The organism is Paenibacillus sp. FSL K6-0108, assembly GCF_045040695.1.
Taxonomy (GTDB): Bacteria; Bacillota; Bacilli; order Paenibacillales; family Paenibacillaceae; genus Paenibacillus; species Paenibacillus pabuli_B.
Map to the genome: position 1 here is coordinate 143781 of NZ_CP150288.1, position 16207 is coordinate 159987.

The window sequence follows — 16207 nt, forward strand, 5'->3', positions numbered from 1 at the left end:
CTGGAGCGAGTGATCGAAATGGAGCGACTTTTGGCTTTGGACATAGTCCAAAACAAGGGAAGTGACAGCTCGAACACGAGCGTAATGGTTAAGCTACTAAGAGCACACGGAGGATGCCTAGGCGCTAGGAGCCGATGAAGGACGTGGCGAACAACGAAAGTGCCTCGGGGAGCTGTAAGCAAGCTTTGATCCGGGGGTGTCCGAATGGGGAAACCCAGCTGGGGTAATTTCCAGTTACTCGTAACTGAATACATAGGTTACGTAGAGGCATACCAGGGGAACTGAAACATCTAAGTACCCTGAGGAAGAGAAAACAATAGTGATTCCGTCAGTAGCGGCGAGCGAACGCGGAGAAGCCCAAACCAGAGAGCTTGCTCTCTGGGGTTGTGGGACGTCTCACATGGAGTTACAAAGGAGCCGGTTAAACGAAGAGGTCTGGAAAGGCCCGCCAAAGAAGGTAAAAGCCCTGTAGTTGAAAGTCTGCTCTCTCCGAGACGGATCCCGAGTAGTGCGGGGCACGTGAAACCCCGTATGAATCCGGCAGGACCATCTGCCAAGGCTAAATACTTCCTAGCGACCGATAGTGAAGCAGTACCGTGAGGGAAAGGTGAAAAGCACCCCGGAAGGGGAGTGAAATAGAACCTGAAACCGTGTGCTTACAAAAAGTCAGAGCCCGTTTTAGGGGTGATGGCGTGCCTTTTGTAGAATGAACCGGCGAGTTACGTTCCCGTGCAAGGTTAAGGTGAAGAGCCGGAGCCGCAGCGAAAGCGAGTCTGAATAGGGCGAATGAGTACGTGGACGTAGACCCGAAACCGGGTGATCTACCCCTGTCCAGGGTGAAGGTGCGGTAACACGCACTGGAGGCCCGAACCCACGCACGTTGAAAAGTGCGGGGATGAGGTGGGGGTAGCGGAGAAATTCCAATCGAACTCGGAGATAGCTGGTTCTCCCCGAAATAGCTTTAGGGCTAGCCTCGGAAAACAGAGTCGTGGAGGTAGAGCACTGATTGGGTGCGGGGCCCGCAAGGGTTACCAAGCTCAGTCAAACTCCGAATGCCATAGACTTACTTCCGGGAGTCAGACAGTGAGTGCTAAGATCCATTGTCAAAAGGGAAACAGCCCAGACCATCAGCTAAGGTCCCCAAGTGTGTGTTAAGTGGGAAAGGATGTGGAGTTGCACAGACAACCAGGATGTTGGCTTAGAAGCAGCCACCATTGAAAGAGTGCGTAATAGCTCACTGGTCGAGTGACTCTGCGCCGAAAATGTAACGGGGCTAAACACACCACCGAAGCTATGGCTTGATGCTTTGCATCAGGGGTAGGGGAGCGTTGTATAAGGGTTGAAGGTGTACCGTAAGGAGCGCTGGACATTATACAAGTGAGAATGCCGGTATGAGTAACGAAAAGATCAGTGAGAATCTGATCCGCCGAAAGCCTAAGGGTTCCTGAGGAAGGCTCGTCCGCTCAGGGTAAGTCGGGACCTAAGGCGAGGCCGAAAGGCGTAGTCGAAGGACAACAGGTCGAAATTCCTGTACCACCGTAAGCCGTTATGAGCAATGGGGGGACGCAGCAGGGTAGTGACGCGGACTGATGGATGTCCGTCTAAGCAGTGAGGCTGATGTGTAGGCAAATCCGCACATCGTTAAGGCTGGGCTGTGATGGGGAGCGAAAATTATAGTAGCGAAGGTCATGATCTCACACTGCCAAGAAAAGCCTCTAGCCAGGTGATGGTGCCCGTACCGCAAACCGACACAGGTAGGCGAGAAGAGAATTCTAAGGCGCGCGGAAGAACTCTCGTTAAGGAACTCGGCAAAATGACCCCGTAACTTCGGGAGAAGGGGTGCCCCGGTAGTGTGAATAGCACGAGGGGGCCGCAGTGAAAAGGCCCAAGCGACTGTTTAGCAAAAACACAGGTCTGTGCGAAGCCGTAAGGCGAAGTATACGGGCTGACGCCTGCCCGGTGCTGGAAGGTTAAGGGGAGCGGTTAGGGAGTAATCCCGAAGCTGTGAACCGAAGCCCCAGTAAACGGCGGCCGTAACTATAACGGTCCTAAGGTAGCGAAATTCCTTGTCAGGTAAATTCTGACCCGCACGAATGGCGTAACGACTTGGGCGCTGTCTCAACGAGAGATCCGGTGAAATTTTAATACCTGTGAAGATGCAGGTTACCCGCGACAAGACGGAAAGACCCCATGGAGCTTTACTGCAGCTTGATATTGAATTTGGGTACGATCTGTACAGGATAGGTGGGAGCCTTTGAAGCCGGAGCGCCAGCTTCGGTGGAGGCACCGTTGGGATACCACCCTGATCGTATCTAGGTTCTAACCTGGTACCGTAATCCGGTGCGGGGACAGTGTCAGGTGGGCAGTTTGACTGGGGCGGTCGCCTCCTAAAGAGTAACGGAGGCGCCCAAAGGTTCCCTCAGAATGGTTGGAAATCATTCGAAGAGTGCAAAGGCATAAGGGAGCTTGACTGCGAGACCTACAAGTCGAGCAGGGACGAAAGTCGGGCTTAGTGATCCGGTGGTACCGCATGGAAGGGCCATCGCTCAACGGATAAAAGCTACCCTGGGGATAACAGGCTTATCTCCCCCAAGAGTCCACATCGACGGGGAGGTTTGGCACCTCGATGTCGGCTCATCGCATCCTGGGGCTGAAGTAGGTCCCAAGGGTTGGGCTGTTCGCCCATTAAAGCGGTACGCGAGCTGGGTTCAGAACGTCGTGAGACAGTTCGGTCCCTATCTGTCGTGGGCGTAGGAAATTTGAGAGGAGCTGTCCTTAGTACGAGAGGACCGGGATGGACGTACCGCTGGTGTACCAGTTGTTCCGCCAGGAGCACCGCTGGGTAGCTATGTACGGACGGGATAAGCGCTGAAAGCATCTAAGCGTGAAGCCCCCCTCAAGATGAGATTTCCCAGTATGTAAGACCCCTTGAAGACGACGAGGTAGATAGGCTGGGGGTGGAAGTGCAGCAATGCATGGAGCTGACCAGTACTAATCGGTCGAGGGCTTATCCAATATGCAAGTTGTAAGTCGCAGATTTCGTTTCGGATCTAGTTTTCAGGGAGCAATCCTTGTAAGCATTGTTCATGATTGTCTATTTGGAGAGATACCCAAGTGGCTATAAGGGGACCCTCTGCTAAGGGGTTAGACTGCGTAAGCGGTGCGAGGGTTCGAATCCCTCTCTCTCCGCCATCTTTACCTTAAGATGGACAAGCAATCAAGTTCAATTATTAATATGGCGGTGTAGCTCAGCTGGCTAGAGCGTACGGTTCATACCCGTGAGGTCGGGGGTTCGATCCCCTCCGCCGCTACCATATTACCCAGGAGGCTTAGCTCAGCTGGGAGAGCATCTGCCTTACAAGCAGAGGGTCGGGGGTTCGATCCCCTCAGCCTCCACCATATACGCCGGTGTAGCTCAACTGGTAGAGCAACTGACTTGTAATCAGTAGGTTGGGGGTTCAAGTCCTCTCGCCGGCACCATTAATGCCTGGAACCGTGGTGTAGTTGGCCTAACATGCCTGCCTGTCACGCAGGAGATCGCGGGTTCGAATCCCGTCGGTTCCGCCATTAATACCAAAATTAAATAAGGCTCGGTAGCTCAGTCGGTAGAGCAGAGGACTGAAAATCCTCGTGTCGGCGGTTCGATTCCGTCCCGAGCCACCATGTAATCCTGGAGGATTAGCGAAGTGGCCAAACGCATCAGACTGTAAATCTGCTCCCGTACGGGTTCGGTGGTTCGAATCCATCATCCTCCACCAGTTTTTTGAGTCATTAGCTCAGTTGGTAGAGCACCTGACTTTTAATCAGGGTGTCGAAGGTTCGAGCCCTTCATGACTCATATTTTGAAAAGAGTGATTGATCATTAATTTGATCATTCACTCTTTTTTGTTATGGATAAATAAATCGAATGTGAAAACTCATGATAAGGACTGAAAAGGGCGATGCTGCGCAAGATATGATAAGATAATAGAAAAAAGCAGAGTGGTGGCGTTCATTATATGAAGCTCATACCTGATCTAAAACAACAAATCGAAGCAATTATAGGCACTACATTGGACGAATCCGTGATAACTATAAAAGAATGGAATCAATATGGATTAGGCTCAACTCATCATAGAACTGCTCCAGTGGTTCGTAATACTTTCACAAAAGAGGACGAAGATCTCACACGTGATCATGAGATGAAGGATGATTTGATTTCGGGTGAAAGCAGTAGGCGTACAGTAGACCGTATATATTTTAAAGTCGGAATGAATGAGGAAGAAGGAACTGTCGTATATTGGGGGTGCTCTGTTGACGCTGTTACGCTGGAAGTACAACGTTTAATCGAGCTTCTCATTAGTAGTCATAGGGAACCGGTAGATGAAAAACAGCCCGTGATATATGAAAACGATAGAGAACAGCAGCTTGCTGAATTGGGACAATGGCTTCAAAAGCAGATTGAGCAAAGTGTTCAGCAGGAATCTATTCCGGATCATTTATCATTGGATGGAGAATTGAATACAGAGAAAATTCCATTTTTGCTGCAATGTGAGACACCTGATGCTCATCGCATTCGTTCCAAGGAATTGAACAAGTTACTCGAGAGCTACTTCGGTGAAGAGATTATACTGATTCCTGTGGGAGCGCAGGAGTGGGTGTTTCTAGGTAATGAACAGATTGTCACAGGCGAGGCAGAAGAGGATACGACAGAAGCCAGAAAGGATTTACTGAATGCATTTTGTCAGGGGTTATATGAATTGGTTGCCAGTGAATGGGCGGGTGTGTTTCATTTGTCTGCATCCTTACCGTGTATCCCTGCAAAGCAGCTATCTCCTGTCACGGCACTTCTTCAAGAGAGTGTTCACTTGGGCCGGGCTTTCCATGTCGCACAACACATCCATCTCCCGTGGGATCTGCACCTCGAACGTTTAGTAGATAGCATCCCTGTGCAACAACGTCTTCGTTTTATACAGGAGACGGGGAAAGGCACTATGCTGTTTAGTGATAGTGAGACACTGGCTACGCTGGAGACTTTCTTCAATCTGGATTGTAATGTCAGCGAGACGGCGAAGAGGCTCTTCATTCACCGAAATACCTTGGTATATCGTTTGGATAAGATCAAACAGGAGATCGGATATGATGTCAGAAACTTCGATAGTGCTGTTCTGGTGCGACTTTTATTGCTTATGTACAAAGTGACGAAAAAGCTTTGATATTTTTGTGCAGTTTGCGAATAGTCAACTATCATGTAAATGGGTTAATATAAAACTACAAAATGTATTCGATTACAAAATGATCTTTGAGGAGGCAATAATCATGGCTGGTGTACGTCTAGAGCATATTTTCAAAAAATACCCGGGTTCTGATAAAGCAACAGTAGTTGATATTAACCTGGACATTAAAGATAAAGAATTTTTGGTACTGGTAGGTCCGTCCGGTTGTGGTAAATCAACAACACTGCGTATGATCGCAGGCCTTGAGGAGATTTCTGAAGGTAAACTCTATATCGGCGACCGTGTCGTGAATGATGTTGCTCCTAAAGACCGCGATATCGCGATGGTATTCCAATCCTATGCCTTGTATCCGCATATGAGCGTATACCAAAACATGGCGTTTGGTTTGAAATTGCGTAAAGTGAAAAAAGACGAGATCGACAAACGTGTACGTGAAGCAGCTAAAATTCTGGATATCGAGCATTTGCTTGAGCGTAAACCTAAGGCTTTGTCCGGTGGTCAACGTCAGCGTGTCGCTCTGGGACGTGCGATCGTCCGTGATCCACAAGTATTCTTGATGGATGAGCCTCTTTCCAACTTGGATGCCAAACTGCGTGGTCAGATGCGTGCTGAGATCACTAAACTTGCGAAACGTTTGGAAACAACTGTTATCTACGTAACGCATGACCAAATCGAAGCAATGACAATGGGTGATCGGATCGTTGTTATGAAGGATGGTATCATCCAACAAGCAGCTTCTCCGGAAGAGCTTTACAACCACCCGGCTAACCTGTTCGTAGCTGGTTTCATCGGTTCCCCGACAATGAACTTTATCTCGGGTAAATTGGCAGAGCAAGGTGCTAGCCTGCATTTCGTAGCTCCTGGTGTGGACGTTGAAATCCCACAAGGTAAAGCACAAGTGCTGAAATCAAGAGGATACATTGGTAAAGAAGTGATTCTGGGTGTTCGTCCAGAAGACATTCACGAAGAGCCAGTATTCCTGGAGGCTTCCCCGAACTCTGTATTCTCTACACACGTAGATGTAACAGAGAACCTGGGTCACGAAATGCTCCTCTACTTGAGCGGTGTAGGTAACGACACTACAATCGCACGTGTAGACGGACGTTCCAACACTCGTGATGGTTCCACAGTCAAAATGGCAATTGACATGAACAAAGTTCATATCTTTGATAAAGAGACTGAAGTAAACGTTCTTCTTCAAGACTAATAATACTGGGATTCATCGGTAACGATGGAATCTGTCAGTTAACGCAATCATACATTGTAATCAGAGCCCCTTCCGTTATTGCTGGAAGGGGCTTTTTTGACTCATCGGTGAGTGAAGCCAAGATTGCATTCATCCCGGAATTCATTTAAGATTATTTGAAGGTTAGATGCTGTAACAAACAACATGAATGCGCTATTAATGTAATGGAATGACGCTAAGGCTGATGTACATAGAGGGCAGCGAATGCTGAAAGGAAGAGACAAATGGCGAAAAAAGTGAAAGTATCTGAATTGGTACAACAGTTCCAGTTGGAGGTTGTGTCTGGATCTCACGGACTGAAGAGAGTCATTACTGTAGACGATTTGAACCGTCCTGGCCTGGAAATGGCCGGTTATTTTGAATATCATCCACAAGAACGGGTGCAGCTGCTTGGTAGAACAGAGCTGGCCTTTTTTTCCATGCTGCCTGAAGCAGAGCGTCGTGACCGGATGCAGCGCCTGTGCACGGAAGAAACGCCTTGTATATTGGTGACTCGTGGACTGGAAGTACCACAGGAACTAATCGATATCAGTGAGGAGCAGAATCTGACCGTGCTTCGCAGCAACATGGCTACAACCATTTTATCGAGCCGTATTACCGGATTCCTGGAGCGTAAGCTTGCGCCAACGGCAACGATTCATGGCGTACTGTGTGATGTGAATGGAGTCGGTATGCTGATTACGGGCAGCAGTGGTATTGGTAAGAGTGAAACGGCACTTGAACTGGTGAAGCGTGGACACCGTTTGATTGCCGATGATGCAGTTGAAATCAGGCAAACATCAGACTTCCAGCTGCACGGAACAGCACCAGAGCTCATCCGCCACCTGCTTGAGATTCGGGGAGTCGGGATCATCAACGTGATGACATTATTTGGCGCAGGGGCTGTGCGTAATAATAAACGGATTACTCTGGTAGTGCGTCTTGAAGCTTGGCAGCAGGATAAGCAGTATGATCGCCTCGGTCTGGATGAGGAGACAACACGAATCATCGATACAGATGTACCCCTGGTAACCATTCCTGTTCGTCCGGGACGGAACTTGGCCGTAATTATTGAAGTTGCCGCGATGAACTATCGTCTTAAGCAAATGGGTCTTAATGCTGCGCTGCAATTTACAAACAAGCTGACAGCAACAATTTCGGAAGACATGGAAGACATGGACTAGGAATAGAGAAATATAGGAACAAATTAAACGTTTTAAAATAAAGACCAAGTTCGGCCTGCTCTACTTCTTACGGGATTTGGAGCAGGTCCCGTTTGGTCATGCATGCAGATAAGTGAATTTATAGGAGTGTGAATGAATGGATACATTATTACTGTTGAACCCCATTGCGTTCTCCATCGGAGCGTTAAAGGTTCACTGGTACGGGCTTATTCTCGGTACAGCGGCACTTGTAGGTTTGTTGCTCGTCATTCGGGAAGGCAAACGGTATAACATCCCGCAGGAAGTATTCATGGACATGGTCCTGCTTGGTGTGCCTTCTGCCATTATCGGTGCCCGCATATATTATGTGGCATTTCGATGGGACGATTATAAGGATAATCTATGGGATGTCTTTAAAATATGGAATGGTGGTATCGCCATATACGGCGCACTGATTGGTGCAATCATATGTGCAGTCATTTTCTTCCGTCGTAAAGGGTATAATTTCTGGCGCATGGCCGATATCTGTGCACCTGGACTGATCGTTGGACAGATGATCGGACGTTGGGGTAACTTTGTAAACCAGGAGGCTTATGGCGGACCTGTAGAAGAATCGTTTTTGAGAGACAAGCTTCATTTGCCAGACTTTATCGTTAATCAGATGAATGTGGAAGGTGTATTCCATCATCCTGCTTTTCTATATGAATCCTTGTGGAGTCTTGTAGGTTTGGTGATCTTACTTGTACTGCGTCGGCAAAAGTTCCTGCGTGCTGGTGAGTTGTTCATGTCTTATTTTATCTGGTACTCGATCGGCCGTTTCTTTATCGAAGCGCTGCGTACTGATAGTTTAGGTTTCCAGGCTCCGCAATGGGTTGCCTCCATGGTTAATGGGTTATGGTCTCCGATGACAGCTATGGGCTTTGAGCAAGGATATCTTGATCCAGCCTACGGTAATGTAAGAATTTCGCAGCTGCTGGCAATTGGCATCATTATTGTTGCAATAGTCTTCATCGTTGTGAGAAGAACGACAGGCAAGGCAGATGTGCGGTACAGTGATCCGATTGTATCTTCCAAGGTTCCTTCAGAATCATCGGACGATATGGTGCATACAGGCCCGGTTGCAAGCAAAGAGGACACGGCAACGACAGTCTCGGCCAAAGAGGATCCAAAGCAAGCTGAAGAGAAAAAGGAGTAATGCAGCATGATTGACACGGTTTTGTTTGATCTGGATGGAACGATAATCGATACAAATGAGCTAATTATCAACTCTTTCCTTCATGTAATGAAAGATTTGCAAGTATCAACCCCGTGGACACGTGAGCAGATCATCCCGCATATGGGGGGGACACTGGAAAATCAGATGCGTACGTTCTCTGGGAAAGAGGATGTTGCGGAGTATGTCAAAGGATATCGAGCGTACAACGACGTTCATCATGATGCGATGGTTCAGCCATTTCCTCATGTGATTGAGGTCGTTGAAGCTCTTCATAAGGCAGGAATTGTAATGGGTGTGGTCACAACGAAAATTCGTCCATCCACTCTCAAGGTGCTGGAGCGTTTTGACCTGATGAAATATATGAAGTCGATTGTGACGGTTACCGATGTAACCAATCCCAAACCGCATGCTGAACCCGTCCTGAAAGCAATCGAAGAGTTGGGTGCAGATCCGTCCAAAACATTGATGGTGGGTGACAGTCCAGTGGATATTCAATCGGCTCAGAACGCAGGTGCTCTTTCGGCGGGCGTAGCTTGGTCGCTTAAGGGAGAGGCCGTATTGAACGACTATAACCCGGATTATATTCTGCACGACATGAAGGACTTGCTTACGCTGATTGAAACGGAACGTTCATGAGAAAAGTAACCCGCTATCCCGTAGAAGGTCATAACGCACTTTGGCATATCTACAAGACCGTGAGTCCGTGGAAAGGCATGCGTAACTTTATCTGGATTCAGTTGTCACGGTACTGCCCGATTCTATCGGTCAAGAACTGGATCTATCGCCGCATGCTGGGCATGAAGGTGGGTAAACATACGGCATTTGGGTTGATGGTTATGGTTGATGTGTTCTTCCCGGAAAAAATTACGGTGGGTGAAAATTCCGTGATTGGTTACAATACCACGATTCTGGCACACGAATATCTGATTAAAGAATACAGACTCGGAGAGGTTATTATCGGTGAAAATGTACTGATCGGTGCAAATTCAACCATCCTCCCGGGTGTAACCATTGGAGACGGTGCAGTTGTAGCTGCAGGAGCGGTGGTTCATAAGGATGTAGCTCCGGGGGCCTTTGTTGGGGGGAATCCACTTCGTGATCTGTCTAGCTCGAATGCTCCAGCAGAGGAGATGTTCATAAAGTCTGATGATCCTGATCCTGGAACATTGGAATAAGAAGACTCACAGAAGACTGGGACTCTTAGTGAAACAAAAACAGGAATACGAATGATTCCGTGAAAAGACCAAGGATATATCGGGAACAGATAAAGAAACATTTGAAAAAAGCAGGTTAACAATCGATACAAATTACCTGGATTCGTTTAGTCAAGGGTAGAGCAATAAGCTGCACGGACCGAAATAAGGAAGCTGCTGATGGCAGCTTTTTTCGTATACAAATAATCAGATTACTCGTCAGCAATGGCATCAAAATGAAGGATGTAATACACCATATCCCAAACGGGTCTAATGTTGACGATGGATGGCCATTCATGTTATCATATCCCATATCCTTTAGTTTGTTAGCACTTTACCATGTTAAAGAAAAGAGATGGAACTTAATTATATTGAAGCATAAATGAACACATATGAAACACTTTCTCAAGGCTGCTTGGCAGCAACTATAAGAATTCAGGTTACAAGATAGAATGGGGATTTACACTACATAAATCCTGTTGAAATAGAGCGTATACCAATCTTAAATTTCTGACTCGGGGTGAATAATACCAATGTCCAAACCAAAAGGCTTTGAAAAACCGACAGGTTTTCGTGACTATACACCACATGTGGTGACCAAGCTGCGAACGATTGAGAGGAATGTATTGGAATGCATGGAACGCTGGGGTTACCGTCAAATCATTACGCCAACGATTGAATACTACGATACGGTAGGTGTAGCGAGTTCTACATCGGATCGCAAGCTGTTTAAATTGTTGAACAGTCGCGGGACTACGCTGGTGCTTAGATCAGATCTGACAGCTCCGATTGCACGTGTGGTCTCTTCTCTATTGAAGGATGAGGAGCTTCCGCTGCGTCTGTCCTATCATGCAAATGTGTTTCGATCCATTGAAGAGGAGGCAGGACGTGAGGCGGAATTTTTCCAAACAGGTGTAGAGCTTGTCGGTGATGATTCACCAGAGGCAGATGCAGAAGTTGTAGCCCTTGCGATTGCTTCTTTGCAGGCAGCAGGTGTGTCTTCTTTCAAAATTGCGATGGGTCATATGGGATTCCTGAACGGATTGCTGGAAGAAGTCATCCCGGGTCAATTGGTACAACAGGAACAGCTAAAAGAAGGATTACTGGGACGAGATTATGTTGGTTATCGCCAATCCATCGAAGCATTGCATCTAGAACCGAAACTGAAGGAGCAGCTTGAAGCTATTTTGCGTCTGCGTGGAGGTAAAGAGGTATGTACACACGCAGCAGAGCTGAGTTCGAGTACTGAAGCAGCACAATCGATTGCACATCTGTGTGCGGTATTTGAAGTGTTGGAGGCGTACGGGGTATCTGAGCATGTGCTGATTGATCTGACGATGATTGGTGATTTCTCCTATTATACAGGCATGACGTTTGAAGGGTATGCGGCAGAGCTCGGATCACCGGTATGCAGCGGTGGACGATATGACAATCTGTTACAGCAGTTTGGCCGTTCATTACCGGCTACAGGGTTTGCCCTCAAAACGAACCGGATTATTGATGGTGTTCATGGAATTACAATAGAAGAGAAGAAGCCTGTACGTATTCAATATACGTCGGAATGTCGGGCTGAAGCTCTAACGGAAGCGGCCAGACTACGCAGCATTGGTCAAAATGTAGTAACGTTTCTCCTTCCTAAAGATGGGGCAGAGACAAGTATAACAACTGGTAATGGTCCAGTAAGCAGCACTTCAATCCAGGCAGAGCAGGTTATTACGTACAGATCTAAAAATGTAGGGGGACGCTGAGATGTCGGAGATTTTGAAGGTAGCCATGCCGAAGGGCCGAATCTATAAGAAAGCCTCCAAACTGTTCCGTGAAGCAGGGCTTGATATTCCTGTAGATGTGGACGATACGCGCAAATTGGTGATTGAAGTGCCGGAAGCCGGGATGGAGTTCATCATGGCAAAACCCGTGGATGTTCCAACGTATGTGGAGTATGGGGTAGCGGATATCGGCATTGTGGGCAAAGATGTTCTGCTTGAGGAAAATCGGGACGTGTACGAATTGTTGAACCTGGGAATTGCACAGTGCCGCATGTCTGTTATTGGACTACCGGACTGGACTCCTGGCATTCAGCAGCGGGTGGCAACAAAGTATCCGAGAATTGCTTCCCAATATTTCCGCGAGCAGGGACAACAGGTGGAAGTGATCAAGCTGAATGGTTCCATCGAGCTGGCGCCGCTGATCGGTCTGGCTGATCGAATTGTCGATCTGGTGGAGACAGGTCAGACATTACGTGAGAATGGTCTCGTTGAGATGACGGAGATTCTGGATATCACGAGCCGCCTTATCGCCAATCGGGTAAGTTATCGGATGAAGAACGCGCGGATTCAGGCATTATGCGATGCTCTCCAACAGGTCATTCCAGCCTCGAATGAGGTATCGGCAGGAACTTTCCGAGGGTGAGTGGAGCAGGCAAGATGTATTGGAAGTAACTAATCGATGAATGATGATCGACGTCGGTAGAATAGGACGTTGGATAAAATAGAATTCAGGCTTATCACTAGAAGTATGGCAGGCACTACAGGGACAGGGAGGATGTACGAATGAAAATTGTACCTGCACGTGAATTTAATCTGAAGCGGGAAGTGGAGTACGGTACACCGGAGCAAAATGAAACGGTACGGCGCATTGTCAACGACATTCGCCGGGAAGGCGATGCGGCACTGCTGCGATATACAGAGCAGCTGGACCGCACGAAGCTAACGGCCGCGGAGCTGCGCGTGCCGCAGGAAGAGCTGCAGGCGGCTTATGCAGCCGTGGAGCCTTCCTTCGTGACGGCGATCCGGCAAGCCGCCGCGAACATTCGTGCGTTTCATGAGAAGCAGAAACGCAACTCCTGGATGGATTGGCAGCCGGACGGCAGTCTGCTGGGCCAGGTAATCCGACCGCTGAAACGGGTCGGCGTGTATGTACCTGGCGGCAAAGCAGCGTACCCTTCGTCGGTGCTGATGAATGTGATTCCGGCACAGGTGGCTGGCGTGCCGGAGATTGTTTTGGTGACGCCGCCGTCCACGAACGGCGGAGAAGGCATTAACCCGTACATTCTCGTGGCTGCTGCGGAAGCAGGCGTGAGCGAGATGTATCGGGTTGGCGGCGCTCAGGCAATCGCCGCCCTTGCTTACGGCACGGAGAGCATTGCCCAGGTCGACAAGATCTGTGGACCGGGCAATATTTACGTGGCGCTCGCGAAGCGCGAGGTGTACGGCGCCGTCGATATCGACAGTATCGCCGGGCCGAGTGAGATTGTGGTGCTCGCCGATGATACGGCGAACCCGGTGTATGTCGCCGCCGACCTGTTGTCGCAGGCGGAACATGACGAGATGGCATCGGCCATTCTCGTCACGAACTCGGCCGTGCTGGCTGAAGCCGTGCAGGCCGAAGTGCGGCAGCAGCTGGACGTGCTGCCGCGGCGTGATATCGCTGCTGCTTCCGTGGAGCAGTATGGCGCGATTATTGTGGTCGATTCCATCGATGAGGGAATCGACGTGGTGAACCGGCTCGCACCGGAGCATCTGGAGATCATGGTGCAGGAGCCCATGGCTTACGCTGGCCGGATTGAGAATGCCGGAGCGATCTTCCTCGGCCCGTATAGCTCGGAGCCGGTAGGGGATTATTTTGCGGGACCGAATCACATTATTCCGACAAACGGCACAGCCCGATTCAGTTCACCTGTGGACGTGGATGATTTTATCAAAAAATCGAGTTTGATCTATTACAGCAAGGAAGCATTGCTTCAAAATGGAGCGGCTATTATAGAGCTGGCCCGGCATGAAGGGCTCGAAGGACACGCCCGTGCAATCGCTGTACGGCTAGAACAGGAAGGAAAGGCGGAATCGGATAATGGATAAGCAGAATAATGGTTTGGACCTTCAGAACAAGGGTGCTGTACGTCAGGCAGAGGTAGATCGCAAAACAAATGAAACGGACATTCAGCTTACTTTTGCCGTAGATGGAACGGGGCAATCTGAAATTGAAACAGACGTACCTTTCCTGAATCATATGTTGGATCTGTTCACGAAGCATGGACAATTCGACCTGAACGTACAGGCACGCGGCGATGTTGATATTGATGATCACCATACGGTGGAGGATATCGGGATCTGTCTGGGACAGACTCTTCGTGAAGCATTGGGAGACAAACGGGGCATCAAACGTTATGCGAGTGTTTTTGTACCGATGGACGAGGCTCTCGCTCAGGTAGTCATCGATGTCAGCAACCGTCCTCACTTTGAGTACCGTGCACAATATCCTTCTCAGCAAGTGGGCAGCTTCTCGACCGAGCTGGTACATGAGTTCCTGTGGAAACTGGCGCTGGAAGCGCGCATTACCTTGCACGTTATCGTGCACTACGGACAAAATACACACCACATGATTGAGGCGATCTTCAAAGCACTGGGACGTGCACTGGATGAGGCAACAACGATTGATCCACGTGTAACAGGTGTGCCTTCCACGAAGGGAGTGCTGTAGACGATGGCGATTGCAATTGTCGATTACGGTATGGGGAACCTGCACAGCGTCGGCAAAGCGGTCGAACGTCTTGGCTACGAAGCGCTGGTCACAGGTGACCGGGATGCGATTCTTGGTGCAGATGGTGTGATTCTGCCGGGTGTAGGTGCATTTGGCGATGCCATGGTTCACTTGCGAGACAGTGAATTGGATGCTGTGGTGAAGGAAGCAGCAGCAGGACCAACACCGCTGCTCGGGATCTGTCTGGGCATGCAGCTGTTGTTCAGCTCAAGTGAGGAGCATGGTGAGCATGAAGGATTGAATATTTTGCCGGGAAAAGTCGTGCGATTCGCACCGGGAGAATTAAAGGTTCCGCATATGGGCTGGAATCGATTGCAGTTCCTGCATCCGGAAAACCCGCTATTCGCGGGGCTTGAGGCAAGTCATGTCTATTTTGTCCATTCATACCATGCACGTACGGAAGTAGAGAGTGATCTATTGGCAGTAACGGATTATGGACATCCGGTTACGGCGATTGTTGGCAGAGGCTCCAATTTCGGTATGCAGTTCCACCCGGAGAAGAGCGGAGAGCTGGGTATGAAGCTGCTTGGAAACTTCCTGGCATTGACTGGACCGAAGGCGTAATCATAATTCGGGATCATATGAATTTTTAATTTCATCCTTATAAAATAATACGTATCTAAACTTATATAAAATCTAATCTATATAAATTGAACTAAACATTTACACGATAGCGGAGAGGACAGAAAAAACCTGAAGAAGCGGAGCTAAAAGTTTTCTGAAAGAAAGCTGCATCGGAAGCATACGCTACGCCTTTATCCCCGGATTTTCCCCTTTGAAAAAGGGAATCAAAAAATCTGGGGATAACAGCGATCGGAAGGTTGTTCTGACATCGGAGTGGCAAGTGTAAATATTCTCTAGTTTCAATTTATATAGAGCACAAATATGAATATATTCAGGAGGCCTTGTATGTCATCTTTTATCATATATCCGGCAATTGATATCCGGGACGGCAAATGTGTAAGACTGGTGCAGGGAGACTACAATCAGGAGACGGTATATAACGATGACCCGGTTCAAGTTGCTCTTTCCTGGGAGAAGCAAGGTGGTACATACGTTCATCTGGTCGATCTGGACGGTGCAAAAGCAGGACATCCCGTGAATGATGAGCTGATCGGGCGTATTGCTTCGGCTGTGGACGTGCCTGTTCAGGTCGGTGGTGGTCTTCGTACAGTGGCTGATGTAGAATGCTTGCTGGGTCTCGGCGTGAGCCGCCTTATTATCGGAACAGCTGCGATTGAAGATCGTGCTTTTACAGAAGAAGTACTGGGACGGTATGGCGACAAAGTTGCCATTGGTATCGATGCACGTAACGGCTATGTGGCGACGCGTGGCTGGCTTGAAACCTCGGAAGTTCAGGCTGAGGTACTCGCGAAGGAGCTGGCGGCCTTCGGTGCAGAAACCTTTATCTTCACGGACATCTCCCGTGATGGCATGATGCAGGGTCCTAACGTGGAAGCAATCGTGTCTCTTGCTAAGGCGAGTGGCCGTACGGTGATTGCTTCCGGGGGAGTTAGTGTCATGGATGATCTGCTTCGTTTGAGCAAACATGCGGAAGATGGTGTCGGCGGAGCAATCGTAGGAAAAGCGCTGTATACTGGCAGTATTGATCTGTCCGAAGCGGTTCGTGCGGTAAATAAATAATAGCAATCCTATAT

12 protein-coding genes, 8 tRNA genes and 1 rRNA gene are annotated in these 16207 nt (G+C 48.8%); all 21 read left to right on the plus strand.

The features are described from left to right. Nucleotides 1–86 precede the first annotated feature (86 nt). The 21 genes from MHB49_RS00680 (at nucleotide 87) to hisA (ending at nucleotide 16193) form a co-directional block, all read left to right on the plus strand. Nucleotides 87–3015 (plus strand): 23S ribosomal RNA (locus MHB49_RS00680). Between the two features lie 85 nt (nucleotides 3016–3100). Then, nucleotides 3101–3192: transfer RNA gene (locus MHB49_RS00685), tRNA-Ser, on the plus strand. Nucleotides 3193–3237: 45 nt separating this feature from the next. Then, a tRNA-Met gene (locus MHB49_RS00690) sits at nucleotides 3238–3314 on the plus strand. 9 nt (nucleotides 3315–3323) lie between these two features. Beyond that, a tRNA-Val gene (locus MHB49_RS00695) sits at nucleotides 3324–3399 on the plus strand. Between the two features lie 5 nt (nucleotides 3400–3404). After that, nucleotides 3405–3480 (plus strand) — tRNA-Thr (locus tag MHB49_RS00700). A 9-nt stretch (nucleotides 3481–3489) separates the two neighbouring features. Continuing rightward, nucleotides 3490–3567, plus strand: a tRNA-Asp gene (locus MHB49_RS00705). 20 nt (nucleotides 3568–3587) lie between these two features. After that, nucleotides 3588–3663 (plus strand) — tRNA-Phe (locus tag MHB49_RS00710). A 9-nt stretch (nucleotides 3664–3672) separates the two neighbouring features. Next, nucleotides 3673–3758: transfer RNA gene (locus MHB49_RS00715), tRNA-Tyr, on the plus strand. A gap of 7 nt (nucleotides 3759–3765) precedes the next feature. Next, nucleotides 3766–3838 (plus strand) — tRNA-Lys (locus MHB49_RS00720). 289 nt (nucleotides 3839–4127) lie between these two features. Then, complete coding sequence (locus MHB49_RS00725; RefSeq protein WP_405154653.1) at nucleotides 4128–5195, plus strand: PucR family transcriptional regulator; 1068 nt, start codon at nucleotides 4128–4130, stop codon at nucleotides 5193–5195. 103 nt (nucleotides 5196–5298) lie between these two features. Then, nucleotides 5299–6423, plus strand: a complete 1125-nt coding sequence (locus MHB49_RS00730; protein ID WP_113054201.1) for an ABC transporter ATP-binding protein — start codon at nucleotides 5299–5301, stop codon at nucleotides 6421–6423. Nucleotides 6424–6686: 263 nt separating this feature from the next. After that, nucleotides 6687–7625: an HPr(Ser) kinase/phosphatase gene (gene hprK / locus MHB49_RS00735; RefSeq protein ID WP_405154654.1), complete on the plus strand. Its 939-nt coding sequence runs from the start codon at nucleotides 6687–6689 to the stop codon at nucleotides 7623–7625. 136 nt (nucleotides 7626–7761) lie between these two features. Further along, a complete protein-coding gene (lgt, locus tag MHB49_RS00740; RefSeq protein WP_405154655.1) occupies nucleotides 7762–8799 on the plus strand; it encodes a prolipoprotein diacylglyceryl transferase in 1038 nt (345 codons plus the stop codon). A gap of 6 nt (nucleotides 8800–8805) precedes the next feature. Then, complete coding sequence (gene ppaX, locus MHB49_RS00745) at nucleotides 8806–9456, plus strand: pyrophosphatase PpaX (protein ID WP_405154656.1); 651 nt, start codon at nucleotides 8806–8808, stop codon at nucleotides 9454–9456. Beyond that, entirely contained in the window at nucleotides 9453–9995 is a 543-nt protein-coding gene (locus MHB49_RS00750) for an acyltransferase (protein ID WP_405154657.1), read from the plus strand. The genes ppaX and MHB49_RS00750 overlap by 4 nt, the downstream gene beginning before the upstream one ends. A gap of 551 nt (nucleotides 9996–10546) precedes the next feature. Further along, nucleotides 10547–11761, plus strand: a complete 1215-nt coding sequence (locus MHB49_RS00755; RefSeq protein ID WP_405154658.1) for an ATP phosphoribosyltransferase regulatory subunit — start codon at nucleotides 10547–10549, stop codon at nucleotides 11759–11761. A gap of 1 nt (nucleotide 11762) precedes the next feature. Next, on the plus strand, nucleotides 11763–12422 hold the full coding sequence (gene hisG, locus MHB49_RS00760; protein ID WP_405154659.1) for an ATP phosphoribosyltransferase: 660 nt from the start codon (nucleotides 11763–11765) through the stop codon (nucleotides 12420–12422). Nucleotides 12423–12562: 140 nt separating this feature from the next. Then, nucleotides 12563–13867, plus strand: a complete 1305-nt coding sequence (gene hisD, locus MHB49_RS00765; RefSeq protein ID WP_405154660.1) for a histidinol dehydrogenase — start codon at nucleotides 12563–12565, stop codon at nucleotides 13865–13867. Next, nucleotides 13860–14489: an imidazoleglycerol-phosphate dehydratase HisB gene (gene hisB / locus MHB49_RS00770; RefSeq protein WP_405154661.1), complete on the plus strand. Its 630-nt coding sequence runs from the start codon at nucleotides 13860–13862 to the stop codon at nucleotides 14487–14489. The genes hisD and hisB overlap by 8 nt, the downstream gene beginning before the upstream one ends. Nucleotides 14490–14492: 3 nt before the next feature. Next, nucleotides 14493–15113, plus strand: coding sequence for an imidazole glycerol phosphate synthase subunit HisH (hisH, locus tag MHB49_RS00775; protein WP_405154662.1), 621 nt, complete (start codon nucleotides 14493–14495; stop codon nucleotides 15111–15113). A 345-nt stretch (nucleotides 15114–15458) separates the two neighbouring features. Continuing rightward, nucleotides 15459–16193 (plus strand): 1-(5-phosphoribosyl)-5-[(5-phosphoribosylamino)methylideneamino]imidazole-4-carboxamide isomerase, encoded by a 735-nt coding sequence (gene hisA / locus MHB49_RS00780; protein WP_405154663.1) that lies wholly within the window; start codon nucleotides 15459–15461, stop codon nucleotides 16191–16193. The last annotated feature ends 14 nt before the right edge of the window (nucleotides 16194–16207 follow it).

Coding starts and splice junctions, on each gene's coding strand:
- hisB (WP_405154661.1), top strand. CDS start 13,860: ATGGATAAGCAGAATAATGGTTTGGACCTTCAGAACAAGGGTGCTGTA.
- MHB49_RS00730 (WP_113054201.1), top strand. CDS start 5,299: ATGGCTGGTGTACGTCTAGAGCATATTTTCAAAAAATACCCGGGTTCT.
- MHB49_RS00750 (WP_405154657.1), top strand. CDS start 9,453: ATGAGAAAAGTAACCCGCTATCCCGTAGAAGGTCATAACGCACTTTGG.
- MHB49_RS00755 (WP_405154658.1), top strand. CDS start 10,547: ATGTCCAAACCAAAAGGCTTTGAAAAACCGACAGGTTTTCGTGACTAT.
- hisD (WP_405154660.1), top strand. CDS start 12,563: ATGAAAATTGTACCTGCACGTGAATTTAATCTGAAGCGGGAAGTGGAG.
- hprK (WP_405154654.1), top strand. CDS start 6,687: ATGGCGAAAAAAGTGAAAGTATCTGAATTGGTACAACAGTTCCAGTTG.
- hisG (WP_405154659.1), top strand. CDS start 11,763: ATGTCGGAGATTTTGAAGGTAGCCATGCCGAAGGGCCGAATCTATAAG.
- ppaX (WP_405154656.1), top strand. CDS start 8,806: ATGATTGACACGGTTTTGTTTGATCTGGATGGAACGATAATCGATACA.
- lgt (WP_405154655.1), top strand. CDS start 7,762: ATGGATACATTATTACTGTTGAACCCCATTGCGTTCTCCATCGGAGCG.
- hisH (WP_405154662.1), top strand. CDS start 14,493: ATGGCGATTGCAATTGTCGATTACGGTATGGGGAACCTGCACAGCGTC.
- hisA (WP_405154663.1), top strand. CDS start 15,459: ATGTCATCTTTTATCATATATCCGGCAATTGATATCCGGGACGGCAAA.